Origin of the sequence: Dyadobacter linearis (genome assembly GCF_907165045.1) — a bacterium.
Lineage (GTDB): Bacteria > Bacteroidota > Bacteroidia > Cytophagales > Spirosomataceae > Dyadobacter > Dyadobacter linearis.
On sequence record NZ_CAJRAU010000001.1, the window covers coordinates 1021190 to 1042516 of the forward strand.

The following is a 21327-nucleotide window of genomic DNA, read 5'->3' on the forward strand; positions in this document are numbered from 1 at the left end:
GTAACGTAATTGTACTTGAAGCAGTTTTTCAATTTCCAATAACTACTTTTTATCCGCAAAATCTTCCGGGAGCTTTTGAAAACGCAGGTTAGCAACGCGACCGTTTGTCATTTTCATGCCGGTAACAATGCCTGCTTCATTCCTAACCATATCTATCTGCTGTACCCACCACCACGGCGCTTGCAGCTTGTCCTTATTCACAACCGACAAATCGACTTCCCCGTGGTGAATATGCACTAGTTTGAGCGTATCTCCGTGTAATTTAATGTGGTAAAAAGTTTCCAGTTCCGGGCTGTAATATCTTCCTGCAAACTGCTCGCGCGGGATCGCTTCCTTACTTTTCGGCTCCACGCGGGTACCGGCATGGTCCCCATTCTGATGCAGGGTAATGCGGGTTACCTGCCCTTCTTTGGGTCTGTGAAAAGTTACTGACGCGTCTACTACTTTCAGGAAAAAGGTGGAATCTGAGGAAGGAAACAGCGGAAACCATGGCTGCCCGGTTCCCTGCGTGAGATATTTATCACCTTCTTTTTTAAAAGTCATCACAAAATCGGGGGCCTCCGTCAATGAATAGGAGCCGGCATATTGCCGGAATAGAGTCGAGTCGAATTTGGCTTCTGTTTTGGTAACAGCTGGTGCTTTGTCTGCCGGTTTTTCTTCTTTAATAAATGTGGCAAGATACAGGTCGGCTACTTCGAAAGCTTTTTTGGACGGATTGAATTCCGCCTGGTTACTCAGTACAATAAACCCGTAATCTTCCTTTGGAAAATAGGATAAATGCGCCCGAAAACCGGCATCTGCGCCGTCGTGGCCATAATAATCCAGATTTTTGTATTTGCCGTGAATGAGCCCGGAAGCATAAGGCAGCGTATCTCCCTTGGTCAGCCTGCCGCGTTCCAGCATTTGCTTCATCGTCGCCGCTGTGCCCAGCTGCGGTTCGCGAAAGTTATTGATCCAGAGCGCCAGGTCATTCACAGTTGTGAACAGACTGGTGGCACCTACATTTCCATAGCTCAAAATACTTTTACTAAACATCGTCGGCCCGAACGTGCCCGGGGTACGGTGAAATGAATATGCGCGCCCCTTCACGATCTTTTCCTGATTATCGTAAAACTGTGTGCGCTTCATTCCCAGCTGTTTAAATACATTTCGCTCCATCCAAAAGGCAAACGGTTGCCTGGAAATGCGGCTTACCACCTCCGCTAGCAGCGTGTAACCGGTATTGCAATAGGCATAGGAAGAACCGGGCTCGAAATTGAGTTCTTTCTGGCGCGTGAGGAGGTTAAAAACGTGTTGCTTGGTGATCACATCGTCCAGCTGCCAGCCGGCCATCGCCAGCAGGTTCCACTGGTCGCGCAAGCCGCTGGTATGGTTCATCAAATGGCGGATCGTGATCGTTTTTCCAAAGTCGGGCACTTCCGGAATATGTTTCCTGATATCGTCATCTAAAGAAAGCTTTCCCTGCTCAGCGAGCATAACTATTGCAAAATCAGTGAATTGCTTGGAAACCGAAGCGATGTGAAAAATGGTTTCAGGCGTAATTTTAGCGCCCGTTTCCAGATCTGCTTCGCCAAAACCTTTGGCATAAATAAGCTTGCCCTGGTGCACAACCCCCACAGCCGCTCCCGGCATTCCCGGCTTATTCCACTCGGCGAAAATGGAGTCTGTTTTGGCAGCAGGTACCGGCTTTTGCGCCAATGCAGAAATGTGGTAAAACGAAAGAACGAGAGCCAGATAAAGTAAGCGTATTTTCATTGCGGAATGGTAGTAAATCGGTGTTGCGCGTATTTAAAGTGATAAACTACGCAATTACCAAAACTGCGCGGCCAGTTTTATGATGAATGGAATGCGACTTTACCTCAACCAGTTTGCAGCAAATCCTTATTTTCTTGCGCCGGAACTGCCTTTTTAATATGACTGAACTTGCCCGACCACTCCACATCCCATTCGCCCGGCTCTCCATTTCGCACCTTCATCAACTTTACATTCCACCTCGGGTGCCCCACTCCCGGCATTCCATCTTCCAGCTGACTGGGGATAGGCGTAATTCTCCACTTCGAAACACTGGCCAGCGTATTCATGCTGCGTGGATTTGCACGATGGATCAAACCGGTCACCCGGCTTTGCTCAACAGCCAGTTGTAACCGCCGTGATTCGGTCAGCGTTATTTCTTTGATCTCCCCTACCACCGCTGCCACAGCCTTGCATTTCAGTGATTCTTCAATCGCCCACAGCAGGTCCTGCTCTTTTTTTAAATCCACAAAAATGATCCTGTGCGGCTCAACCCCAAAAAATGCCAGCCCGGGTGGAAAAATGGTCCGGTTGATACTGATCCACAAACAAAAACCGCCTTTTCGCATCAGTGTGCCCAATAACGTCGCCATAAAACCGCTGGTAGCCGCACCGCCTTCTTCACTGTCACTGATAAATTCATGCACTGCTCCTGTCGGAAAAGTATGGTTGGGGAATGCAGCTTCAATAGGGCCCAGCCCGAAATCAGTCCGCTGCCCGTCGATTGGAGCTCGGTAGCCCTGGAAAGACAGAATATCATTCCGCAGCTTTTCCAGCATCTCGCTTTTATTGACCAGATTGTTCATAGAGGAATTGAGTAATGATATTTTTAGCATCACAAAAATGATTCCAATAATAACAAATCGCAATGGGCAGCTAATAATTTTTCTTACGGTAAGTGTTAAATATTAAACGGTGACTTTGGTATAACAGCAGAACGAACCGCTTTACAAGTTGAAACAAAGTCACTTCCATGAAAAAAACTTTAACAGCACTCGCATTCCTCTGCCTGCCCTTTCTGTCGGCAGCCCAGAACCAGCCGGCACCAGCCGATTTCAATCTGGATTTCGAGAAAAAGAATCCCGGGCAAAAGCTGCCCGATAAATGGATGCAGTGGGGAACGAGTTATCAGGTTGTGACAGACAGCACCGAAAAACACAATGGAAAAAATTCTGTTCTCCTAAAAGCCCCCGACCCGATCCCAAACGGGACTTTTGGTAGCGTAGCGAGCACGATTCCAGCACAATATATGGGGAAAGAAATAGAGCTGAGGGGGTATTTGAAATTCAGAAATGTAACCAGCGGCTGGGTTGGATTAATGCTGCGGATCGATGGAAAAGCGGGTACGCTGCAATTCAATAATATGCAGGAAAAGGCGATTAACGGGACTTCCGACTGGAAACAGTATAGTATCAAACTTCCCTATTCCAGCAGTGCGGCCAAAATCCATATCGGCGCGCTACTGGCTGGGCCGGGCGAGTTATGGACAGACGATTTGGAGCTATTCATTGACGGAAAGCCATTTTACGAAGCACCTGTCAGAAAGCCTATTGCGGCTGAGCTGGACAAAGAATTTGACAAAGGTTCGAATGTGGTTCTGGATAAACTGACCCCGGCGCTCACACAGGATCTGTCTGATCTGGGCAGATTGTGGGGCTTTTTGAAATACTATCACCCGGCTGTCAAAACTGGCAACCATAACTGGGATTATGAGCTTTTTCGGATTCTGCCTCAGCTAACTAGTGCAAAATCAAAAGCGGAAAAAGAGAAGATATTATATCAATGGATTAAAAAGCTGGGACCGGTAAATCCGGGATCGGCACAGCCAATTCCAGAAACAGCCGTATTGAAACCAACCTTAAACTGGCTCTCGAATCCTGCAATAGGGAAAGAAATGCAAGCTTTGCTCGATACAATAAAAAATGCAAAGAAAACGCATGAAAGCTATTACATCTCCATGTATCCGGACGTGGGAAATCCTGAATTCAAAAACGAAAATCCATACCCGCAAATGCAATATTCCGACGCGGGTTACAGGTTGCTGAGTTTATTCCGATACTGGAATATGATCGAATATTTTTTCCCATATAAATCCCTCATTAAAGAAGATTGGCAAGCGGTGCTCACTGAATTTATACCAAAATTTATCAATGTAACCGACGAAACTTCCTATAAGCTGACCACACTCGAACTGATCGGCAGGGTAAAGGATACGCACGCTAATATTTACAATCAGCAAGGCGCATTAAACAAATATTTCGGAGAAAAATACGCGCCGGCGCAGCTTACATTTGTTGAAAATAAACCGGTTGTTACCGATTATTATAACGCTGCACTTGGAGAAAAGTCGGGATTGAAAATAGGGGATATTGTTGAAAAAATCAATGGAAAAAGCATTGCGCAGCTGATTAAAGAAAAACTACCCTATTCACCGGCTTCCAACTATCCTACTCAGCTGAGGGTATTGTCTTCCAATTTGTTACGGACCAATGATTCTACGATTTCTGTCAGTATCAGACGAAATAATAAGGTGCAGGATCTGGTGGTTCCTGCATTCGGTACCGACAAGATCAATATTTATGCTAATTTCAATAAAGCGGATACCTGTTTCAAAATGATCAGCCCGGATATTGCTTATTTGTATCCCGGAAAATGGAAAAATACATACATGTCAAAGCTTACCCCTGAGATCTCAAAAAGCAAAGGTCTGATCATAGATATGCGCTGCTATCCTTCTGATTTTATGGTTTTTAGCTTTGGACCATACCTGTTACCCGAGGCGAAACCTTTTGTTAAATTCACAATGGGTAGTTTCCATACACCCGGAACGTTTACATTCGGCAGAAACATCAGCATAGGGAGCGCCAACCCAAATTATTACAAAGGAAAAATTATCCTGATCGTCAACGAAAGCACGCAGAGTCAGGCGGAATATACTTCTATGACATTCAAAACCGCCCCGAATATCACTGTAATCGGCAGTACCACGGCCGGCGCAGACGGAAACCTTTCCTCCATCGTGCTTCCAGGAAATATCTACACCGGCATCAGCGGGGTTGGCATTTATTATCCCGACGGCAAGGAAACCCAGCAAGTAGGAATTGTGCCCGATTTGCAGGTTACGCCTACTATTCAGGGTATTATTTCAGGAAAAGATGAGCTGCTGGAAAAAGCGGTACAGCTGCTGACAGACAGCAAATAAGTGCTTTATTTTCCGGGCGTTACCACATAAGTTTTACCAGCCGAGGTTTGAAAATCTTTCAATATCCCGGCTGGCAACTTTTCTTCCGCCGCTGTTCTGTTTTTTTCAGGATTGATAAAAGAAAACAATGCGTTGGTATTTGCACCGGCGGCCGGCTTCGCTATTGCGCCTTTCACGATAGTCTCTTCATTGGTCCTGATCCTGCAATTTCCGCCCAGCGCCGATTTCACCGACGCACTTTTCAGCTTGCCGTCCGCCCATTCCAGATCAATTTCAAAACCACCGCGGGCTTTCAAACCTGTGATCTTACCGTCGGGCCAGGCTTTGGGCAATGCAGGCAGCAAATGAATTTCGCCCGCGTGACTTTGCACAAGCATTTCTGCAATACCTGCGGTACCGCCAAAATTTCCGTCGATCTGAAACGGCGGGCAGGCGTCGAACATATTGGGATACAACCCGCCTTTTCCCTGCAAAGCCGGATCATTTTCCCGCACCAGCGTGATCAGGTTGGTGAGCAGCGTGTGCGCCTTATCTCCATTTAAAAGCCGCGCGTGGATGTTGATCTTCCAGCCCATCGCCCAGCCCGTGCCTGAATCCCCCCGCCGTTCCATGGATTTGGCAACCGCCGTATTAAGGGTCGGATTGGTAAAACGGTTGATCTGATTCGAAGGATGCAATGCGTACAAATGCGAGATATGCCGGTGCTCGGGCTCGCCATCCTCAAAATCAAATTGCCATTCCTGCAACTGCCCGTACTTCCCGATCTGGTAAGGCAGCAACTTTTCCTGTTTTGCCTTAATTTCATCATAAAGCTTCTGATCCTGAACACCTAACAGATCATAAGCTTCAATAAACCGGGCGAAAGATTCCCGGATCAGCGCCATATCCATAGTCGGGCCCGGGCTCATTGTAGACTTTCCGTCCTCATACTTAAACTGGTGCTCAGGCGAATGCCCCACCGGCGTCACGAGGTAGCCGTCCTTATTCGGTACCAGCCAGTCTTTGTAAAACAGCACAACTCCTCTTAGCAGCGGGTAAACGTCATTTTTCAGGAATTTTTTATCTCCGTGAAACAGGTACCTTTCCCAGTAATGACTGGTGAGCCAGCCCTGCGCCATCGGCCAGAAAGAGCAGTTACAAAGGTCGATCGGCTCGGTGTGGCGCCAGATATCCGTATTATGGTGCACCACCCAGCCCTGGTTTCCATACATCGAGCGGGCAGTTTTGGATCCGTTTACCGACAACTCTTTGATCGCTTTCAAAAATGGTTCGTGGCATTCCGATAGATTAGTCAGCTCCGCCGGCCAGTAATTCATTTCTGCATTGATGTTGACAGTATAGCCTCCATTCCAGGGCGGGATAATCCTGTCGTTCCACATACCCTGCAAGTTAAGTGGCTGCCCTCCCGGTCGAGAACCGGCGATCATCAGGTATCTGCCGAATTGATAGAATAGCCCGGTCAGCGACTGATCCTTCCCATTCGAAAACTGCGCGATACGCTGGTCAGTCGGGAGCTTGGATTGCTCATTTAATGTGCCGATCTGAATTTTGGATCTATTAAAAAGCTTCTGATAATCAGCTAAATGCGCATTATATAGTACTTCGTAATTTTTGTTTTGGGTAGAAGCAAGATGCTTTTTGGTCAGCTCGGCCGGATCCAATCCTTCGGTAGCCGGACTTTTATCAAAACCATTATAACTCGTAGCGCAAGCCAGCAGGATCACCACTTCCGAAGCACCTGAAATCCTGACCTTATCTCCCGCATATTCCACTTTACCGCCCCTGTGGGTGGTTTGAATGCGCGCCTCAAAGCCCATTCCCCAACCATTTGCATCCTCGCAGTACAAAACCTGCGAAGCGCCGGGCAGCCGGCTTCCGTCCTTGGCATACACTTCCGGATATTTGTACATATCCCCCGCTTTTTCAACCTGCTTAAAAGAACGCCGGAGTACAAAACCAGGCGCTTTGGCCGACATAATATACTGGTTATTTTTGGTTGAAATATTGGCCAGCGGCGTGTGTAATGTAGATAATTGCAGTTCCCCGTTCAGCTTTTCCTTCCCGCTGGCAGTCAGCCGGATCACGATCACGCGGTTGGGGTAACTGGCAAAAATATCACGTTTGAAAGTGGTACCGTTTACCTGATATTCGGTGTGTGTAGTAGCAGTAGCGAGGTCGAGCGAGCGGCGGTAACCGGTTGCTTTTCCGCTGTGTTCCATCTTAATTTTCAGGTCGCCCAGCGGCTGGTAATCCTGGTGATTTCGCCCCAGCCATTCCGCCGCGACGAGACTTTCTGCCTCTTTATATTTTCCTATTTTAAAAAGTGAATCGACCTTCCGGAAATCCTTGCGAACATCCAGCGAAGTAAAAGTACCCTTGGGATCGCCCGAGTAAAGCGTGACTTCATTGAGCTGCAAATGCTCCTCCTCCACCCCGCCAAAAATCATCGCGCCCATACGTCCGTTGCCCACCGGCAAAGCCTCCGTCCAAACTTCTGCCGGCTTCTCGTACCATAGCCGCAGGTCCTGTGCGAAGATTGAATTTACCATTAAAACACTGAGCAGCAGCAAACAAGCTTTCATGATGAAGTTATATTGGTTGTAAATGCAAATCAGCCCGAACGAATGCACGGCGGGCTGATTGTATGACTCCAATTTGGGCGTTTAACCCGCATTCGCCTCGCTATTTCTTAAAAGCTGCGTGAGGTATTCTTCCGTAGTGAGCCGTTTTTTGCCCAGCAGCTTTTCCAGTTTCGGGTCTGTCAATGCAAATTCCCCGGCTGTGATACTGTCGCCCATATTGAGATAAAAAACGGCTTCTTCTTCCGGCAAGCCTGCGTTAAGCAATTCACTTTTAAAAATCTCCCCCGGAACATCGGTATAGCTGCATGCAATGCCCTTGATATTTTGAAGCAGCCCGGCTACATCAGCGAATGTAAAAGCCTTTTCACCCGTAATTTCATAAATCTGATTTCCTTCTTCCGGCTGAGCGAGTATCTTGCTGATCGCTTCGGCGATATCGATCCGCGACACAAAACTGACCGCCCCATTTCCCGCAGAATAATAGATCTGGCCGTTTTCCATCGCGCTGCCGATAAAAAGCGGGATCGTTTCCATGTACATACTATTCCTGAAAATTGAATACCGCATGCCCGATTCGCGGATAGACTGCTCCGTTTGCCGGCAGGCTTGCCCGCCCCAGAAGATCGGGTTTTCGGAGGGACTCAATGTACTGGTGTAAACAATATGCGCTACCCCCTGCCGCACAGCCGCCGCGACAACGTTTTGCTCTTCGGTTACCGCCTGCTCTCCATAACTTGCAGAAGAAACTTGCAAAAGCCGCTTTATACCCTGAAAAGCAGTTTCTAAGCTTGCCGGATCATTATAATCCGCCTTCCGGATCTGAATACCCAGTCCGGCAAATTGCGCCATTTTCTGAGGTTCCCGAACGACCGCTACGATATTCGCAGCCTGCGTTTTTTGCAATAAAAAGGAAAGTACCGCCTTCCCCAGATTCCCATTTGCTCCTGTGATCGCTATCATGGTTTTTCGTTTTTTTCAAAACTAGAATGGCACGATTCGAGAAAATAGAATGAAACCGACAGGGGTATTAAAAATTAGACTTTGTTGTATAATAAAAAAGCACCACGGATCTTTAATATCATATCAGATCCTATTCCCGCCTTAATGCAAACTTTACTCCGACTTTTTTGCATGATCTGCATTGCTGGTATAAATCCGGCAACTGCGCAAAGCGACTCAACGCGGCTGGCTGTTGTTTTTCCCAGGTTCAATATTCTCCATAATAAGGTAGCCCGACCTTACCATTCCTATTTCATGTATAACCGTAGTTATATTTGGCTGGGGGGTAAATCAAGATTTGAGGCGATGAGCGAATTGATCGAGATCAAAAAGCAAAGCCTCTATCCAGAGCCGGATTCACTTGCACAAAACATTGTTTATCAATCACAAATGTGCGCGGCGAGTAACGACATGAATGGCGATCCTCCGAAAGTAGCGTCGTGGGATACTTTCGAGACAGTTCCCTTGATGTTTGAGTTCTGGAATGCAGAATTTCCTGTTTGGTATGCCGGCAGGATTACCCCCATCGCCGACGATCAGATTTTGCAGAATGCCGCACCTTTTTATCAAAGCATTATTGATTTTAAAATAACAAATGGAAATGCGGTTTTAAACAACAAAAAACTGACGTTTAAACCTTTGCGTTACGAGGGTTCCTTTGGAAATGAAGCACAAATGAAGCAACATATCAAAGCTTTAAAAAATGCGCAGGTGAATACCGTGATTGTCAAAAATCACAATAAGCGGTGGCTGGAATTGTGTGACAGTCTGGGACTTTATACCATTATTGAATATCAGCTGGATGAGAGAATGAATGGATTGTCGGAAGAGCAGTTGTGGCATTCCCTTCAATTTTCGAATTTTTCGGCTCAAAATCTCCCTTCGTTTGAAGATCGGCGCGTGCCAAATGCGTCACTTTTATTTTACTGTTTAAAAGGTGGCGATCAGAATTTGAATAAGGTCGTAAATCAATACTTAACTAACGCAGGAAGATTCAATCCGATGGCTTATCCATTGAAAGAAATCGAGAAAATGGGCGTAATGAATGCGCCGGTATTTTATGCAGATAGTGCTTTGCAATGCAATACCAATAAACGTATTTTGGAATTATCCGCTGAGAAATATAAGCCTGTTATTGTAGCTATTACGAATTTTGATCAAGGCGAATTAATCTTACGGAATACGATGGATTTCAGCGATTTGTCCAGCTCTGTTTATGAATGGAAATTGTCGGAAAACGGGCAACTGGCCGCGAAGGGAAATGGAATATTAAACGAATTAACTCCTCAAAATCAATTCCGAAAAACGCTTTTTACAGATGCTATTACTTTTCAACCTAAAAAAGAATACGTGCTTGAAATAGCGCTGACGATCAGGAATGAAAGAATTGCGCAAGTCGAAAGTAGCAAAATGACTTTTTCACGAAAGCCGGTTAATTCCAGATAACGACCGATAAATTCACCCGATAATCTCAGGGAAATTCTCTACTAGTTCGCTGGATTTCTTTTGAAACCGAAACGGCGAATCTCCTGCAAATTCTTTGAATGAACGAATGAAATGCGACTGGTCAGCGTATTGATTTTCGTAAGCGATATCTGAAAGCTTTTCGAAACCGTTTTCGCGAAGCTGCGTTAGCGAAGACTGAAAACGAACGATCCTGCAAAATTGCAAAGGTGAAATACCGATTACACGCTGAAACCGGCGTTCTAATGCGCGCTCCGAAAGTCCCGTTTTTTCCTGCAAAATACAAAGCGAAATCGCACCCTTTTCTCTGTAAATTATTGACAACGCAAGCATTACATCAACGTCGGAAGTAGCGGAGTTACATGCAATTTGTTGCTTTAAAAAAGTACTTAAAACAGAAATCTTATCCTGCATTGAATTTGTTTCAATCAGCCTTTCGGTCAGATATTTGCTATCGCTATTGAGCATAGTAACATCAACGCAGGTATTGGTGAGCTCGCTTGCCGGTAGCCCGAAAATCGTTTTCAAAGCGTGCGGATAAAGATAAATGCCTATTGCTCGAAACGCGGGCGGCGATTTGATTTCCGTCGCAGAGGTGGTTTGACCATATAAAAAAGTTGACGGAAGTTGTTTCTCAAACTGATACAAAGAACCGTTTTCGGATTCATGAAAGATCATTCCGGGTGAACCGTCGGCAATAGTTTGGAAGCGCCTGGAAGTAGCCTGCCCCCGATTATCTTCCAGCACCCAGAAATACTTCACATAATCGCGTAAGTCAGGAGCCGGCTGAATAATATGGTGTTTCATACAGACAAATTACTGAAACAGACATTTTCAAGCAAAGTTGTCGCTTTTTATTCTGAAAGATATTTAGGGGAGTTTAAAACAAGGAAGGGGAGGTCGCCATCTACCGGTCTCGCTCCCCATTCCAAGGTTGATGCTTTGATCAACGAATCTTAGTCAAAAAGGGGTAAGTCAAGCAATTTCTGACCTAACACTTGCACCGATTAAAGAAGAGAGGTTGTTATTACGTGATATAAAACTAGTCATATTAGTTACCTCTGTTTTGAGAATTATACCGATACGGTATTTGATCATTCCAAATCCGGGATTTTACAAACGAAAGTTTTTATCTGCTTTTCACCACATTCAATTTGGCGATCAAATCCTGGCGGCGACCTTCCGGAATAGGGATTTTGTGGATTCCTGCGATGATCTGATTTGCACTTAACCTGCTGATATGGTCGAGGTTAATAATGTGCTTTCTTGATAGTTTATAGAAGTAGCTTTTCAGTTCAGAATAAATGCGGCCAATGTTGGGTGAGACGTAAATGTAGTTGAACGATTTTTCAGGATAGAGCCGTTTAAATTCTTCTTCGGTAATATAAATCTTGGCATAAGGACCATCCGCTTCGATGAAAATAATATTACTCTGTCGCACCTGAATATGTTCTTTATCCGTAAAAAACACGATATATTCACTCTGTACACTTTTAGCCGCCGGCAGGTTACCCGCCTGAAAATTGTGTAGTGCGAGATTGATCTGCACAAATAATTCGCTCGGCCTGATCGGTTTTTCAAGAAAGGCGGCCGGGAAAGTGGATTGAGAACGTTCCGCTATTTCCTCGTAGGATTCTTCTCCGGTTATATAAATAATAGGGATCCATTTAATTCGCAGCAGCTCCTGTGCAGTAGCAATACCATCCTCCGGCCCGTCAAGCCGCATATCGATCAGCGCCAGATCGCAGGCCTGCGTCTTCATCAGTGAAACCGCATCCGTCAGGTTGCGCGCGATACCGGTAATTATAAATCCTTTCCCATTAAGTTCCGCTTCCAGTTGCCTGGCCATCAAAGGATTATCTTCAACAATTAGAATCTTAGCGGCTTCCGTAGTCATAAAATTTTATTAGTTGCCAAACATATCTCCAAACTCGTTTAACCACAAATTAGAAAAATTATTTTACAGAACTAATTCTATTCGAAATCAAATGGAACCTTGTAACAGGAAAGTACTGAAATCCTGATCTTAAATAAATGCAGAAATTTCTTTTTATCAATAGGTTATGGACAGGCGGATGACCATTTGTCCAGGTCTCTTTTCTTTAAAACTGCATAAATCCGAAGTGATTTGGCTTTGGGGCAAAATGTGTTTTCAAAAACTGCCTTGCTGGTCATATCCGTATATTCGGTAGCGAAAACAGGTTTATTAAGTGCTGTGAAAGGCTGCGCCTGATCTTGCCAGCCTTGTTCAAATGCATCTTCCGTCAGCATCCAGTCAAACTTTGCACTATAATCCGGTGCCAGCTCAGGTACATTTTTCTGACCGATTCCCAGTCCGTTCCGGTGCGCCATTTCGATCAGAAAGTCGCAGTACCTCCGCGTATCTGTTTCGGTTATCTGAAAACCGGTCTCATTTTCATAACTGTCGAGATTATCCGGCTCGATCGCGTCAAAACCCTTGTTGATGATCATATTAAACCGCGAATTAAGCCAGGGCCGCAATTTTTCCGGCTGCCGGATATCCAGCCACCTTTCTTCCGGCCACTCGGGATATACTTTCCCAATCACTTCTTTCGGAAGCAAACCGGCATCGGGCCGGTCGTTTTCCAGGGTTCCTACCGAGAGATAAGCTATTACTTTCTTCCCCTGTGCATGCAGCGCAGCTACCTGCTCGGCCGAAGTTGTGAATGCGTCTACGTCGACAACATCCGCAGAAAACCGGTCACCTGCATTCAGATCATCGAGGTCCCAATCGAAAGAAACTCCATATACCGGCTTCCACCAGTCGGTTTTGTCGTTGGGCAGGTCAGTCCCGTCTACCACGTTGGTATCGTCGGAATCAATATCATCCGATTGGCAATTGAGCAGAAATAGGCCGGCCAGCAGCGGAAAGAGCATTTTTTTCACAATAGAGGAAGTGTTAGATCAAGTTGTAGACGACCGACACCGCGATTTATTGCAACCAGACCATTATTTCCCTTTCCTGAGGACTTCCCGCAGCGGCGTCCAATTGATTTCAGGATAGCGGTGATTGTCGAGAGGATGCAGTTTGGGAAGCCCGGTAAGCATATCGTACAGGTATTGCATTCCCTGCCAGGCCGGAAAAACCTCTTTTTTCTGTGGGAATAAGGTACGCGCAGATTTGATCATGAATGCAAGCAAACCGAGTCCGCCGATACGAAATATCCCGAACTCCTCCCCTTTTGCCAGGCTGGCCGCCTTCGCCAGGTCGCGCACATTCGCTACTTCCCCGGCCACGCGAAGATAACGTGGCGTCGTTGCATCCAATGCGGCAATTGCTGTAAAGAGGGCGGTATCTTCCATGGTAGTAAAATCCATCTCGGTATCTGCATTACCCCAATAGATCACTTTGTTGAGACCAAACTGCACAAGCGGCGCCTCGCCGGTAAGCAGGTCGGCAAACATACCGTTCAGAATGGAAGTAGCTCTGATATTCGTCCGATCGAGCCTTTCGTTAAACTCGCGCCGGAGGTCCAGGTTGCGATTTGTTCCTGGCCGGAGTTTGGTGTAATCAATACAAAAATCGGAAGGGATAAATCTGGGCACATTTGCCTCGACCGACGCATTAAGGAGCCTGATCTGCAGATCAACAATCACTTCCCGCAGACCGGAAACCGCCGATACCATGCAAGCCCCACCGGCCAGTGCAGCTGCCAGCCTGAGGTGGTTGTTAAAATCAACTTCAACAATTTCGGCACCACTGTTGCGAAGTGCCGCTATGCTTGGATTTTTACTTCCTTTTCTAATCAATGCACGCACTTTTGCGCCTTTTTGTATTAAATGGTGTGTGATCCGTGAACCGAGATGTCCGCTCGCGCCGGCGATGATAATCAGTTTATTCTCAGCTTTTTCCGAATATGGGTACATATATATGTGGTGCGGTAAATGAGTTGGTTCGCACTATTTACACAGGTATAATTATCGTTCCCAGGAAAAATTGCGCGCGAGGTATAGTAACATGGATTTTCTGTTATCTTTCCATGTTATGATTTATGTTGTAGGGAGTTCCAATACCGATATGGTTGTCAAATCAGACAAGCTGCCTGCGAAAGGCGAGACGGTAATCGGTGGAGAGTTTTTGATGAATGCTGGCGGTAAAGGCGCGAACCAGGCCGTGAGCTCGGCGCGGCTGGGCGGCAAGGTTTGTCTGATCTGTAAAATAGGCAACGACCTTTTCGGCAAGCAGGCCCTGGAACAGTTTCGGCATGAAAATATCCTTACCAAATACATTGCAACTGACCGCACGCTGCCTTCCGGGATAGCCCTGATCAACGTCGATACGGAAGGACAAAACTGCATTACGGTAGCGCCCGGCGCAAATGCCGCATTGAAACCGGAAGAAGTCAGCCTGGGAATGGAGGAGACCGGAAGCGATGATATTCTATTGGTCCAGCTGGAAATACCCCTGGAAACTGTCCGGTTTGCAATAAACGCAGCGCACCAGAAACGTACCAGGGTGATATTAAATCCGGCACCCGCCCAAATCCTTCCCCAAGAAATATACCCATATCTTTTTGCTATCACACCCAACGAAACGGAAGCAGAACTACTCACGGGCATCCGTGTAACCAGCGACCCCACCGTGGAGCAGGCCGCCAGGATCCTGATTGACAAAGGCTGTAAAAATGTGATCATTACGCTCGGCAGCAGAGGCGCCTATCTTCGCACTTCACAGGGCGGCACATTTATAACTTCTCCAAGTGTAAAAGCAACGGATACCACCGCCGCAGGGGACTGTTTCAACGGCGCGCTGGCAGTTACAGTTTCAGAAGGAAAACCGTTAGAACAAGCCGTGGCGTTCGCCTGCGGGGCAGCCGCGATCAGCGTGACCAGAATGGGCGCACAGAGCTCCATGCCGACGCGGCGGGAGGTGGATCAGCTATTGTTTTCTTAAATAGTACTGCATTTTTGTCTAACCTATCCGACGAGAATCTTTCATCCCGAAATGGCTTGCCTTTCTCCTCCTGCTTCTTTCCCTGTCTTCGTGCTCGTGCCGCTTCTGCCGGAACATTTCTTCGGCGGCTTTACCTTCGAAATGCCAGCTTTGTGTGCCGTCAGGGCCGATGAAGATAAGCGGATTATCGTTGCCGTAGGTGTATGGGCTGAAACGCTGGGCGACTTCTGACATCGGGTCGGTGGTGCCCCACCGGCCGTGTTCGGGATGTACATTAATTTATTTACTATAATTTTTAAATTACAAAATTAGATAGTGCTCATCAGAAGTCTGGCGGCTGAGAAGTATGCGAGTTTTGCATTTACCAATTCCTCTTTAATAGCGAGTGCTAGTTGTATTCCCTCTTGATCCAGCTTATCTATATTTAAATCGTCATTAAACCCATTGAAATGTTCATCTCCGTATCGTGTTAACCAACTATTTAGCTGATTAGTAATGTTATTGCTTAACATAAGCGTCTGCGGATCTACATATGCACCATCGTATTTATTGCGAATTCCTGTTCCGCCTAGTAAAGCATCAATTATTAAGTACTTCATGAATTAGTATTTAAACGGCCTAAAAAACCTGTGGTCAATTATTGCTCCCTTATTAATTCCAATCTCAAATACTCCATCCTTACCATTCATTGTTCCATGCTTTTGAAATATTTTGTATCCGTTATTCTTGAATGCAGGTTTTGTCGATAATATAACATCATCAAACGAGTATGGAAAGTTATGGCTTACCGGATCTTCTAGCGCTCTTCGTCGAACTCGTTCAGCATAGGTGAAGGTATGTTTTGATGCATTAATTTCAATCCCGCTAGTTGTTCTCCCCCCAACCCTCCCCAACCACTGCGCCCGCACCAACCCAACAAGCGGCTTAACCAACCATTCTAATGGCTTCGCAATCGGAATGATTGTGAAGTCAATCGTATGATCACTTTCAATCCCATCCACCACCGGCAGCTGCTGCCCCGGCTCCCAGCCGGTCGCTTTCATTCTGGCCAGCAGACCAAAAGGCTTGTCCTTCTCAGCCCGTTTCTTTTCCCTATCCTCCTGCTCCCGCTGCTCCTGCCGGAACATTTCCTCCGCCGCTTTCCCTTCGAAGTGCCAGCTTTTCATGCCGTCCGGGTCGATGAAGATAAGCGGATTATCGTTGCCGTAGGTGTAGGGGCTGAAACGTCTTGCTGCCTCGCTCATTGGGTCTGTCGTGCCCCACCGGCCGATTTCGGGCATGTACATCCGTGCCCCATAGTCCACATACCCTGTTCCAACCTGCCGCTCCTTGCCATTGTACAGGTACCGGTTGGCCCAGTCCTGCACTTTCGGTACCGCCCCGTCGCGGTTAATACTTAGCCCAAACGGATAGTAATCCGTCCGTTGCAACGTGCTGCCCTTTTCATTGAAGACCAGCCGGGTGCTGCCCAGATGGTCTTTTAAGGCGTAATGGAAAACGGGCTTGCCCGCTACTATTGCTGCTTGCCCAGCCGCAAGCTGCACCCGGTACAGGCTGCTCACATTGCCTGCCTTCCGGTACTCGAATATCCCTGAGTATTGCAGTGTAATGGTGTCGGCCACATATTGAAGTTTCCGCCCTGATGCGTCATAATCGTAGGTAAATGTCTTTGCCCCGATCTTGACGGTTTTAGCAAGGTCTAGCTGGTTATAGGTGATGGTGGCATTTCGGCCGCCGTCGGTTGTCATATTGCCGTTTGCGTCGTAGGCGTAGCTGCTCAGCCCGGCTTTTAGCCCGGTATTGCTGGCTGAGTTGTCGGTGACTGAGGTAAGCCTGTTGCCCGAGTAGGCATAAGCCAGCTGGTCCTGGGCTGAGCCGGCGCGGGTGAGGGTTTTCAGGTTGCCGTTCGGGTCGTAAGTGATCGATTGCTCGGTGTCGGTATAGCCGTTGATCCCGGTCGAGGCGGTGAGCCGGTTTGCGCCGTCGTAGGTAAAACTGAGTCCTTTTGCGGCTTGTGCTTTGTCCTGCCAGTCGGTTTGACTGATGTTGCCATTTGTATAGCTGTTCCCTTTCTGGTAAGCCAGCCCGTAGCCAAAGAATGCAAGCTCGGGGCCGTCGTTTTGCTTTTTGTAGACAGTTTTTGCTGAGGTTTGCCAGCTGCGGATGTTTTGGGTATAAGTCGTTTTTCTCAGAAAGTAGTTGCCGTCTTTCGAATGCAGCCACTTCGTGTACAGCTGCCCTAGCGGATTGTATCGCTGCGCGGTCGTGTAAGCTTCGTGTGAACCAGTTGGCGCGCTTACCGTTTCATGCGTGCTCAAAAGACGGTCTGCATGATCGTATGTAAAAGTGGCCAAATGGGTATTGGTGTTATTACCTCCGAGCAACTGCTCAGTTTTCTGCGCTGATACTACCGGCGCCAGATCGTACAGGTATTGATTTGATAGCCTTTCGATCGCAGATGCTCCCAATCCATAAAGTTCCCGGCTTGTTTGCACCGGCCGGTACTCTGCATCGTAATAGTTCACAGTGGTTAGCCAAGCGCCGGTCCCGCCTGCTCCGGGAAGTACCCGGGCGCGGGTGCCGGTTGGGTAGCCTTTTACATTGGCGTTATTTGCAGGGTAGTAGACTGAACTGTAAGCCAGATTGGCTGCTTTGGAAAAAGCGTAATCATCGTAAAAAGTGATATTTAGAAGATTGGCTTCCGTAGCTGTTTTCGGCGCTGTTTTGTCCAGGGTATAGCCCGCTATTTGCCCGTTGCTGCGCTCTTCGTGATGAAGTGTTCCTACATCTACCGCTGCTGACCAGTCTGCCCGGCTTAGGTTCGAGGCGATTTCGCCAGTGGCAATTGGCCGGTTTCTTCCATCGTATTTGGTAAAACCCCAAACGCCCCGCGCGGCCTGGCCCGCATCACGCGAAAGTGCTGGCCGGTTGAAACGGTCGTAAACCAGCTCGGTCGTGCCTGCGCCGGGGATGGTTTTGGAAATGTTCCTGCCGCGATCATCATAACTATAAGTAAATGCCTGTTCGGCAAGCGAAGGGTTATCCTGGTAACCAGGCTGTAAAACCGTCCGCAATTGCCCCAGGTCATCGTACACATAGTAAGTCGAAAGAGTCTGCTGGGCCGAGGCGACGATCTGCTTGCAAACCATTTGGCCCAGCTTATCGGTAAAGGTATTGCTCACATTCCCAGCCTCGTCGGTTTCGTTGAGCCAGAACAAACTCCCTGCCGCATAGTGGCCAGCCTGCGACAAAGTGCTGGTCGTCAGGTCAAAATCATAGCGTTTGACCTGATTGGCTGCATTGACCTTGTGTTTGATAACCGAAGCTGCGCTTTTGTTGCCAGGCGCCTGCTGACCGGTAACCCTGCCCAGGGGCGACTTTTCATAGAAAGTTTGCTGGTAAGGTTTGCCCAGGTCAGCGGCATCCAGCCCAGCCGGTGCCGATTGATAAAAGCTTGCAGAAGAATTCGCTGCATTCGGCTGAAAAGAACCGCTGCCCGCTGCCGGGTAAGGCAAATGCTTTTGAGATAGCCGTCCCAAAACATCGTAGCTGGAACCGCCTATCAAATCGGAACCTGACGGACTTTGGCCCACATCGACCGTCTGAACCGGTCTTCCCAACCCGTCGAAGTACTGGATTTGGGTCGATACTTTGCTCACATCGCCCGCCGCCGCGCCGGTTTGTTTGTAGGTGCGCGTCAGGATGTAGTTTTGGCTGCTGGTAGGCTGGGCGGAAAGCTGATTTACCCAAAAGAGAACAAAAAGCAGTAATAGTTTCTTCATCAAAAACTGGCTAAACAAGTTGAATTTTTGTTTAGACGTCAGTCTTTCAATTCGGTCACATTTTTACAGCTCTTTTTATAAAATAAAACAGGCTGCCTTTCCAGACAGCCTGTTTCCTTCACAAACCAACTCCACAATCATTAATTACAATTACATTTTAATAAAAGGTATTGCGATAGCAAGCGTTTCCTCCTTGGTCAGGATTTCATCGAATGCTTCTGTTGCCGCTTTGTATCTCACTGAACCTGTATCAGGAATACCAGTAAGGTCAAGATCCAAAAGATTTACACCACCCTGAACGATCGTAGCTTCGCTATTCGAGCCTTTGTAAACCGGTGCAGGAGATCCTTCATCCAGTGTGATCCACGATTTGATGGACTTGCTGTTTCTGATCTTAGCCAGGATCTTTCTTGAAATAGATGCGTGACGGGCTTCAACCGAATGTACCTGCAATGCGTATTCCAGGATCTGTGGATCCTTGATCAAAGTACCTGCTTGTCCTTTGTATGCACGAACACCGGTGTCTTCGAATGCATGTGAAAGGAATACGAAAGTATCGAAATCAGTAAACGCCTTGTAAGTTCCGCCTACCGTGAAATCGAAAGTAGGTTTATCTCTGAAGGGAGGTGTAACACCCAAAGCCGCTTCAAGGAATTTTACGTGAGCAAGCTCGTGTTGTTCGATCTGCGCGAACACAGGCTTGTACATATCAGGGATAAGTCCAGCAGTTTTGTTACCCAGATTGTAAAATTCGTTTTCAAGATATTCAAGCGTCAAAGCAAATTTAAGCACGTCCACCGCTTCGGATGATTGCGCATAAGCTTTGTTCATTGAACCTGCAATGATAGCAGGAGCAGCAGCAGCAGCTACTTTAGTGCTGATCTTGTTTAAAAAGAAACGGCGCGAAGTATATTCGATACGCTCGATCGCGTCGCCGTCAAATTTTTGAAATTGGTCAAGTATATTAAGTAAGTTCATTTTGATCCGATGTTTTTATGTTATTGATTATGAAGGCAAGCCGCTTCCGCTGATTTTATTTACAACGAATGGCTGAACTGCAGGAAGAATAACGCCTGGCTTAATAGCTTTGTCGAAACCGTTTACAGTATCAACTACATCATTGCCTGCGAAATCCGCAGAATTAGGGTTCAGTAAATCACGGATTGCAGCAGCGTGACGCGCTTCCACTGAAACGATTTTGCCGGCAATAAGCAAGTAATTAACATCTTTGATCAGATTTCCAGCGCCATTGTAAGCCTGTACGCCTGTATCTTCAAATAATTTTGCAGCACCCAAAACACTGCCGCGGCTTGAAAAATCAATTCCGCCGAAGTTTGGGGTAAGACCTTTTATCGCAGCAGCACCTAATGCAGCTTTGAAAAATTGACGGTGAATGATCTCGTGATACATAATATCAGTAAGGATCGTTTTTTCCTCTTCCGACATTCCTGCATAAGGAGTCATGATCACTTGTGTGTAGAAAGCAGCTTCAAGCTGTTCCAATGCGTAAGCATAATTCAGGATACCAATGTCGCCAACACCAAGGTCAACCACCTCTTCTCCTGGTATATTATGATCGTCAAGTGTACATCCCATGATGAAGGCACCCGTTGTAGCAGCGACTCCCGCTGATCTCAGAAAATAGCGCCGATTAACTTTTTCAAGCATAGGGCCAGCATTTTTTAGTAAGTTGTTTTCCATTACGGCAAATCCGGTTTTGTTGAGAGATTATTCAATTTACCACACCTACGAACCATTGCCATAAAAAGATCAAAAAGAATTGCAAGTTTCTTAGAGCTTTTAAGAATAAAATTTTTGACTTAATACAAAACACAGAATTTAATTCTAAAATGCTTAGAATCATATAACTATACCAATACCGAAAATTGACTTGTACCCGGAAATAATTTGTAATTTCTTTATCAAAAATATAATTCAGTGCTGATCCTTTTCACATCCTTTTTTTTCTAAATTTGGAAGAACCAGGTGACTGGATTCAATAATTATTAACCTTATTTATTAGACTATGAAAATGAAATACCTCTTATTCGTCATGCTTTTCACCAGCGCAGCCTTTGCAGTAGCCCACAACGTGGCCGACAAGCTGGCCGGTACCTGGAATTACACAGTTTCGAACGTGCCGCCGGAGTACGAAAAAGGATCGATGACATTTGAAGAAAAGGGCGGCAAAATGGTAGGCTACCTGGGAGAAACAGATCGGGCCGAAATGAAAGAACTCGCTGTTACTGACAATAAAGTGACCTTCAAAGTGGATTTCCAGGGCGGGATGATCAGCCTTAATATGGTACAGAAAGGTGATTCACTAACCGGAATGGTTGTTACAAACGACGGAGAATTTCCTATTGCGGCTGTGAGAGCTGCCAAATAAAAAATGCAAAAGCCTCCGCGGATATATTTTCCTCGGAGGCTTTTTTGTGCACCTACTATTAGCTTTCCAGCCAAGCTTCGAACGCGCGCGCTTTTCCCCGGCTCACCATCACCTCTTGCGGCATCTGCCGCCGCAGTTCTAGTTTCAGTTTCCCGTTAAAACAGGTATGTATCTTATTGATCGCGTCAACCCGCGCGCGAAGA

General features: G+C 46.8%; 17 protein-coding genes. 4 read left to right on the forward strand and 13 right to left on the reverse strand.

Features of this window, described 5'->3' with window-relative positions:
• Positions 1 to 42 precede the first annotated feature (42 nt).
• Positions 43 to 1755 carry a serine hydrolase gene (locus KOD92_RS04160; protein ID WP_215232242.1) on the reverse strand — a complete coding sequence of 571 codons (1713 nt, stop codon included), beginning with the start codon at positions 1753 to 1755 and terminating at the stop codon, positions 43 to 45.
• A 104-nt stretch (positions 1756 to 1859) separates the two neighbouring features.
• The gene (locus tag KOD92_RS04165) at positions 1860 to 2597 is read right to left on the reverse strand and encodes an ImuA family protein (protein ID WP_215232243.1); all 738 of its coding nucleotides are present in this window, start codon (positions 2595 to 2597) and stop codon (positions 1860 to 1862) included.
• Positions 2598 to 2764: 167 nt separating this feature from the next.
• Here KOD92_RS04165 and KOD92_RS04170 point away from each other — a divergent pair, with 167 nt between their 5' ends.
• The gene (locus tag KOD92_RS04170; RefSeq protein WP_215232244.1) at positions 2765 to 4993 is read left to right on the forward strand and encodes a S41 family peptidase; all 2229 of its coding nucleotides are present in this window, start codon (positions 2765 to 2767) and stop codon (positions 4991 to 4993) included.
• Between the two features lie 5 nt (positions 4994 to 4998).
• Here KOD92_RS04170 and KOD92_RS04175 read toward each other — a convergent pair whose 3' ends face one another.
• Both KOD92_RS04175 and KOD92_RS04180 read right to left on the reverse strand, forming a co-directional pair.
• A complete protein-coding gene (locus tag KOD92_RS04175) occupies positions 4999 to 7647 on the reverse strand; it encodes a glycoside hydrolase family 95 protein (protein WP_229254512.1) in 2649 nt (882 codons plus the stop codon).
• Positions 7648 to 7656: 9 nt separating this feature from the next.
• Positions 7657 to 8535, reverse strand: a complete 879-nt coding sequence (locus KOD92_RS04180) for an SDR family oxidoreductase (protein ID WP_215232245.1) — start codon at positions 8533 to 8535, stop codon at positions 7657 to 7659.
• A gap of 144 nt (positions 8536 to 8679) precedes the next feature.
• Between KOD92_RS04180 and KOD92_RS04185 the strand changes: the two genes are divergently transcribed.
• Positions 8680 to 10020: a hypothetical protein gene (locus KOD92_RS04185; protein ID WP_215232246.1), complete on the forward strand. Its 1341-nt coding sequence runs from the start codon at positions 8680 to 8682 to the stop codon at positions 10018 to 10020.
• Positions 10021 to 10032: 12 nt separating this feature from the next.
• Here KOD92_RS04185 and KOD92_RS04190 read toward each other — a convergent pair whose 3' ends face one another.
• From KOD92_RS04190 to KOD92_RS04205, 4 genes are all read right to left on the reverse strand, one after another.
• A complete protein-coding gene (locus KOD92_RS04190) occupies positions 10033 to 10845 on the reverse strand; it encodes an AraC family transcriptional regulator (RefSeq protein WP_215232247.1) in 813 nt (270 codons plus the stop codon).
• Between the two features lie 322 nt (positions 10846 to 11167).
• Positions 11168 to 11935 carry a LytR/AlgR family response regulator transcription factor gene (locus KOD92_RS04195; protein WP_215232248.1) on the reverse strand — a complete coding sequence of 256 codons (768 nt, stop codon included), beginning with the start codon at positions 11933 to 11935 and terminating at the stop codon, positions 11168 to 11170.
• 164 nt (positions 11936 to 12099) lie between these two features.
• Positions 12100 to 12936, reverse strand: coding sequence for an endo alpha-1,4 polygalactosaminidase (locus KOD92_RS04200; RefSeq protein WP_229254557.1), 837 nt, complete (start codon positions 12934 to 12936; stop codon positions 12100 to 12102).
• A 72-nt stretch (positions 12937 to 13008) separates the two neighbouring features.
• Positions 13009 to 13926 carry an NmrA family NAD(P)-binding protein gene (locus tag KOD92_RS04205; RefSeq protein WP_215232250.1) on the reverse strand — a complete coding sequence of 306 codons (918 nt, stop codon included), beginning with the start codon at positions 13924 to 13926 and terminating at the stop codon, positions 13009 to 13011.
• A gap of 118 nt (positions 13927 to 14044) precedes the next feature.
• Here KOD92_RS04205 and rbsK point away from each other — a divergent pair, with 118 nt between their 5' ends.
• Positions 14045 to 14953 (forward strand): ribokinase, encoded by a 909-nt coding sequence (gene rbsK, locus KOD92_RS04210; RefSeq protein ID WP_215232251.1) that lies wholly within the window; start codon positions 14045 to 14047, stop codon positions 14951 to 14953.
• Positions 14954 to 14971: 18 nt separating this feature from the next.
• Here rbsK and KOD92_RS04215 read toward each other — a convergent pair whose 3' ends face one another.
• The 5 genes from KOD92_RS04215 to KOD92_RS04235 form a co-directional block, all read right to left on the reverse strand.
• Positions 14972 to 15187 carry a hypothetical protein gene (locus KOD92_RS04215; RefSeq protein WP_215232252.1) on the reverse strand — a complete coding sequence of 72 codons (216 nt, stop codon included), beginning with the start codon at positions 15185 to 15187 and terminating at the stop codon, positions 14972 to 14974.
• Between the two features lie 74 nt (positions 15188 to 15261).
• Positions 15262 to 15552 (reverse strand): hypothetical protein, encoded by a 291-nt coding sequence (locus KOD92_RS04220; RefSeq protein WP_215232253.1) that lies wholly within the window; start codon positions 15550 to 15552, stop codon positions 15262 to 15264.
• A 3-nt stretch (positions 15553 to 15555) separates the two neighbouring features.
• Positions 15556 to 18735 (reverse strand): RHS repeat domain-containing protein, encoded by a 3180-nt coding sequence (locus KOD92_RS04225; RefSeq protein WP_215232254.1) that lies wholly within the window; start codon positions 18733 to 18735, stop codon positions 15556 to 15558.
• A 150-nt stretch (positions 18736 to 18885) separates the two neighbouring features.
• Positions 18886 to 19713: a ferritin-like domain-containing protein gene (locus KOD92_RS04230; RefSeq protein ID WP_215232255.1), complete on the reverse strand. Its 828-nt coding sequence runs from the start codon at positions 19711 to 19713 to the stop codon at positions 18886 to 18888.
• 27 nt (positions 19714 to 19740) lie between these two features.
• Positions 19741 to 20403, reverse strand: a complete 663-nt coding sequence (locus KOD92_RS04235; RefSeq protein WP_310589432.1) for a ferritin-like domain-containing protein — start codon at positions 20401 to 20403, stop codon at positions 19741 to 19743.
• Between the two features lie 364 nt (positions 20404 to 20767).
• Here KOD92_RS04235 and KOD92_RS04240 point away from each other — a divergent pair, with 364 nt between their 5' ends.
• The gene (locus tag KOD92_RS04240) at positions 20768 to 21124 is read left to right on the forward strand and encodes a hypothetical protein (protein ID WP_229254513.1); all 357 of its coding nucleotides are present in this window, start codon (positions 20768 to 20770) and stop codon (positions 21122 to 21124) included.
• Positions 21125 to 21327 lie beyond the last annotated feature (203 nt).